Below are 4870 nucleotides of genomic sequence, written 5' to 3' on the forward strand. Positions count from 1 at the left end.
GTGCGGGCCGCGGCCGACGCGGTGCGGGTCGTCCAGGCATGGCGGCAGGCCCGCGAACGGCAGGCCCGGCCGGCTGATGGCGGGCCCGCGCCGGCGGAGCAGGCGCCCGCCAGGCCGGATTCCGCCGCGCCGGATCCTGGGACGCCGGATCCTGGAGCGCCGGATTCCGGGGCACTGGATCCTGGCGTCACGGATCCTGGCGCGCCGGCCCGTGGCGCGTTCCGGCTCCCGCCCACGGGTGCGGTATGACCGGCGCGTCACCGGACGCCGACGCGCCGGCGTCCGTGTCCGGCGCCGTGGTGCCCGGCACTTCTCCGTCACCCGGCGTGTCATCCGGCACGTCTTCCAGTGCGTCTCCCACGACGTCCTTCGTCACGACCGCCGCGACCCCCGCCAGGGCGCCTGTCGCGTCCAGCCGGATTGCCGTGACCGGGCTGCGAGTCCGGGGCTATCACGGTGTGTTACCGGCGGAGCGCGAGCTCGGCCAGGAGTTCGTGGTGGACGCCGCGGTGTGGCTGGACACCTGGCCGGCCGCCGCCAGCGACGACGTCACCGCCACCGTCGACTACGGGACGCTCGCCCAGACACTGGCCGGGATCGTCGCCGGGGAGCCCGTCAACCTGATCGAGACGCTCGCCCACCGGCTGGCCGACGCGTGCCTGGCCGACGACCGGGTCCTGCGGGCGGAGGTGACCGTGCACAAGCCGGCCGCGCCGGTCCCGCTGCCGTTCACCGACGTCGCGGTCACCGTCACCCGGGGCCGGTGGGCGTGAGCGGGGCCACGGGCCCGCGGCGGCCGGCACCGGCAGGCCCGGCGCCGGCGGTGCTGGCGCTGGGCTCGAACCTCGGCGACCGCCTTGCCCAGCTGCGTGCCGCCACCCGCCTGCTGGAGCCCGTGGCGGTCTCGCCGGTGTACGAGACCGCGCCCGTCGGCGGGCCCGCGCAGGCCGACTACCTCAACGCAGTGCTGCTGGTCCCGGCGGCACCGCCGCGGGACCTGCTCGCCGCGGCCCGGTCGGCCGAGGATGCGGCCCACCGGGCACGGGCCGTCCGCTGGGGCCCCCGCACCCTGGACGTCGACGTGATCGCCTGCGGTGACCTGACCAGCGACGACCCGGACATCCTGATCCCGCATCCGCGCGCCCACCTGCGCGCGTTCGTCTGCGTGCCGTGGCTGGACGTCGACCCGGACGCGGCGCTGCCCGGGCACGGCCGGGTCGAGGAGCTGGTGGCCGCGCTGGACACCTCCGGGGTCCGCCGGACGCCGTGGAGCCTGGCCGGGTGAGGCCGACGCGGGCGCGGGAACTGGTGGCGGCGGCCGTGGTGGTCGGCGTGCTGGCGTACGTGTTGCTGGCCTTCACCTACCGGGATCTGCCACGGTTCCCGCGGACGGCACCGCTGTCGCTGCTGATCGTCGGGCTGGCGGAGGCGCAGACCGCCGCCATCACCCGGCGCCGGTTGCAGGGGCGTCCGGGCACGCGGCCGATCCTGCCGTTGACCGTCGCCCGGCTGGCGGCGCTGGCGAAGGCGAGCAGCCTGACCGGGGCCGCGCTCATGGGAGCCTGGGCGGCGCTGCTCGGTTACACGCTGCCACGCCTGGAGGAGTTCGGTACCGCTGACACCGACGCGGTCACCGCCGGTCTCGGGGTCGCGGCGGCGCTGGTGCTCCTTGTCAGTGCCCTCCTGCTCGAGCGGGTGTGCCGGGTCCCGAAGCCGTGACGTGCCGACTGTATGATCATGTGTAGTCATATCGGCGGTGGTGTCCGTCGCCGGCCGCCGGGAAGATCGGCGCGGGTGCGCCGTCGGGTACGCTCGTCCCGCCGGGAGGCGGGCCCGGCGGCACGCCTGTCTGGATCATGCTCTGGATGGGCGTTCGCGACTGGTGTCCGCCTTGCGTGGCCAGCGCTGCCAGGCGATCGAAAGCCCCGGTTGGCCGCGAAGAACCCAGCTGATCGAGGAGTATGCGGTCGTGGTTTCCGCGGTGCCCACAACCCGGAGTGTCCGCCCGGCGTCTGGACACGATGAGGATCCCGCGATCCGGCGTTTGTCAACTGGGCGCACGCAACGCCAGCGCAACGCCGTGGTACACCGATGGGGGGACACATGACGTGGGCGCGGATCGTGAGGAGGCCGGTCGATGGCGGACGATATGCGACGATCTGACGCATCGAACCCACGTCGAGCCATGATCGCGGACGGTGCGCCAGCGGCGGCGGACCGCCCCGACGCGGGGCCGGTCCCCACCGGCCGTAGTGACTACCCTCCGAGTTCCTACCAGAACCAGGATGCTGAGCGCTACTACAACGCCCGCCAGTATCAGGATTCTGGCTCATATCGAGATCCTGATTCTCGCCAGGGGCCTTTCTCCCCTCAGATCTCCCCTCAGATGCCCGCGGGCCCTCAGCCGGCGGCCGGGGGATATCCCCCGCCGGGGCCGGGAGCGTATCCGGATTCGCGGTCACCCGGCCCGTCCCAGCGGCCAGGCGTACCGCCGCGGGCCGGCTACGTCCGGGACGAACCGGACGCCGGCTACGGGGCCGCGGCGGGCTACCGTGCCGGGCCCGTTCCCGGTGGCTACCCGCCGGCGGGCGGATATCCGCTGCCGGGTGCTCCCCAGGCCGGCGCCCCCGACCCCTACGGGGAGCAGACCAGGCTCGCGCCGGGGGCCAGGCCGTTCGGGCCGCCACCGGTCGACCCCGCCCCACGCGCTGGGGATCCATACCGGGAGGCACCCCGTCCGCAGGCACCCCCCGGCGGTTCCGGCGGCTCCCAGCCGGGGGCGCCCGGCTCGCGGCCGGCAGGCCGTTACCAGCCCGGCGCGCCCTACCCGCCGGATGGTGCCGGGTATCCGGCGAATCAGCCCGGGCCCGGCGCCTACCAGCCGCCGGCGGCCGGTTTCGGGACGGGCTACGCCGCTGGCGGGGAGGCGTCCGCCATCCAGGACGCCGCGGCGGCGGTGGCCACGCCATCCGCACCGCAGCCATCCGCGGCACAGCCGGCCGCGGCGCAGCCGGCCCGGTACCCGCCGGATCCGCTGCCGCTCGACGAGCCGGCGCCCGGCGCCATGACGGTCTTCACGGATCTGCGGTCCAGGAAGGGCAGCGACCGTCCCGGACGCCCGGACGGTGTCCCCCCGCCCCGGACCAGGCAGGCCGGCGCCGACACGTCGGCATCGACCTCCCGCCGGCCCAGGCCGGACCGCGCCGACCGCGCCGACCGTCGAGCGGGCCCGTCGGCCGCCGAGCAGAGCACCACTGGCGAGCAGGCCGTTACGCTCCGAGCCGAGTCGGGCCGGCGCCGGGACGACCGGGACGACCGGGACGACCGGGACGACCGGGACGACCGGGACGACCGGGACGACCGGGACCGGAGCGACTCCCGGCCACCAGGCCGGTCCGCGAGCCGATCCGCGAGCCGGTCCGCGAGCCGGTCCGCGAGCCGATCCGCGGACGGGTCCACGGCGGACGCGGGAACGCGCCGCGGTCGTTCCCGCGATGCCGGCGGGCTCCCCTGGCTGCTGCGCCGACTGGTGTACGCGGTGGTGATCCTCGGTGTCGCCTTCGCCGTCGGGGGCGGGGCCGGGTTCGTGTGGCAGAAGATCGGCGCTCGTGGGGACGGTGCCGCCGCCGTCACGGCCCGGCCGTCCGGGGCGCCTGACGACCAGGCCGGCGCCACCGCGGGGCCCGGGGCGCCCGCGAGCCAGCCGCCGGCCACGGCGGCCGTCCCGCCGGACTGGGCCGCCGTCACCGACGCGCAGCAGAAGGCGACGTTCTCCCACCCGGCGGCCTGGCAGCAGCGCCGGGACAACACCGCGGTCTTCTTCGTCGAGCCGCCGGTGGGGAACGCGCGGTCCGGCGGCCCGCAGATGGTCGGTGTCGCCCGGGTCGCCGGGACGGACCAGGCGGCCGCGCTCACCGCCGTCCAGGGCTCGGAGTTCGCCATCCAGCCCGGCGTGACCAGGGAGACCACCCGGACGGTGGCGGATCCCGGCGGCGGGCAGGCCCAGGAGTGGGTTGGCTCGTACCTGCGCGAGGGGCAGCGGGTCACCTATGTGATGCGGGCGGTGCCGGCCGGGGAAGCGGTCTACGTCCTGATCGCCCGCTCGTCGTCGCAGTCGGCGGCGACCGCGGCCACGCTGCTCGAGAGCCTGCGCGCCTCCTTCCGCCCGGCATGACCCGGCTGCCCGGGACGGCCGTCCGGAACGCCCGAGCGCACCGGGCAGGCCGCGGAGCGCTCTCGAGTACGGTCACCGCTGGTAACGCTTTGGTTTTGTTGAACGCGGGGGCCGGAAACAAGCGGCTGTAACAGCAGCTGTTTTGTTCCTCATTGCGGTGAGCTGGTGCTTCCTGAACCGGGCAGCGTTACCCGATCGACGCTTCGGCTGCCGCCGCGCACACCGTCCCCGCATGACGGAGGGGCCTGTCGTGATACGAGAACCCACTGTCATTGTGTATCCGTTGTTAATTTCTGCTGTTGGGGAATTATTTCTCTGTTGTTTCCGCGGGCGACGACCGGTGGCCGTCGGGCCGGCCTACAGGTCGGGCCCGGCGGCGGACGAGTGCATCGGGGCGAGCAGCCGCCAGATCACCTCGGCGGTGTCGAAGTGTTTCGGGCCGGTGGCGGGTGGCCAGCCGTGGGCGAGGCCGGGGAGCAGGAACTCCACGATCCGGCTGCCGGACGAGCACACCGTCTCCTGCCTGATCGCCGTGTACCCGTCGCGGGCGGCTGTCGCGGCACCGGCCCCGGAAGCGTTCGTCCCAGTGCCGTCTTCAGCGCCCGCTGGTGGGGCGAGGGCCGCGACGGCCTGGCCGGCCGGCGCCTGCTGTGCGCCCCCGCCGGCGCCGGCCGGGCCGGCGGCCCTGTCCTGCGC

General features: G+C 75.1%; 4 protein-coding genes and 2 pseudogenes. 5 read left to right on the forward strand and 1 reads right to left on the reverse strand.

All coding sequences use genetic code 11. From position 1 onward, the window contains the following. The 5 genes and pseudogenes from NBX02_RS01095 to NBX02_RS01115 all read left to right on the forward strand — a co-directional run. Window positions 1-249, forward strand: a pseudogene (locus NBX02_RS01095) (dihydropteroate synthase); the annotation flags it as partial. Between the two features lie 176 nt (window positions 250-425). Continuing rightward, window positions 426-773, forward strand: a complete 348-nt coding sequence (gene folB / locus NBX02_RS01100; protein ID WP_445548195.1) for a dihydroneopterin aldolase — start codon at window positions 426-428, stop codon at window positions 771-773. Next, window positions 770-1285 (forward strand): 2-amino-4-hydroxy-6-hydroxymethyldihydropteridine diphosphokinase, encoded by a 516-nt coding sequence (folK, locus tag NBX02_RS01105; RefSeq protein WP_250289599.1) that lies wholly within the window; start codon window positions 770-772, stop codon window positions 1283-1285. Before folB ends, folK begins: the two co-directional genes overlap by 4 nt. Next, entirely contained in the window at window positions 1282-1719 is a 438-nt protein-coding gene (locus NBX02_RS01110; protein ID WP_250285891.1) for a DUF3180 domain-containing protein, read from the forward strand. The genes folK and NBX02_RS01110 overlap by 4 nt, the downstream gene beginning before the upstream one ends. 667 nt (window positions 1720-2386) lie before the next feature. Continuing rightward, a complete protein-coding gene (locus NBX02_RS01115; protein ID WP_250289601.1) occupies window positions 2387-4174 on the forward strand; it encodes a hypothetical protein in 1788 nt (595 codons plus the stop codon). 357 nt (window positions 4175-4531) lie between these two features. Here NBX02_RS01115 and NBX02_RS01120 read toward each other — a convergent pair. Beyond that, window positions 4532-4870: pseudogene (locus NBX02_RS01120) on the reverse strand (plasmid partitioning protein); the annotation flags it as partial.

The sequence above is a fragment of the Protofrankia sp. CiP1_Cm_nod1 genome, assembly GCF_920888515.1.
Lineage (GTDB): Bacteria > Actinomycetota > Actinomycetes > Frankiales > Frankiaceae > Protofrankia.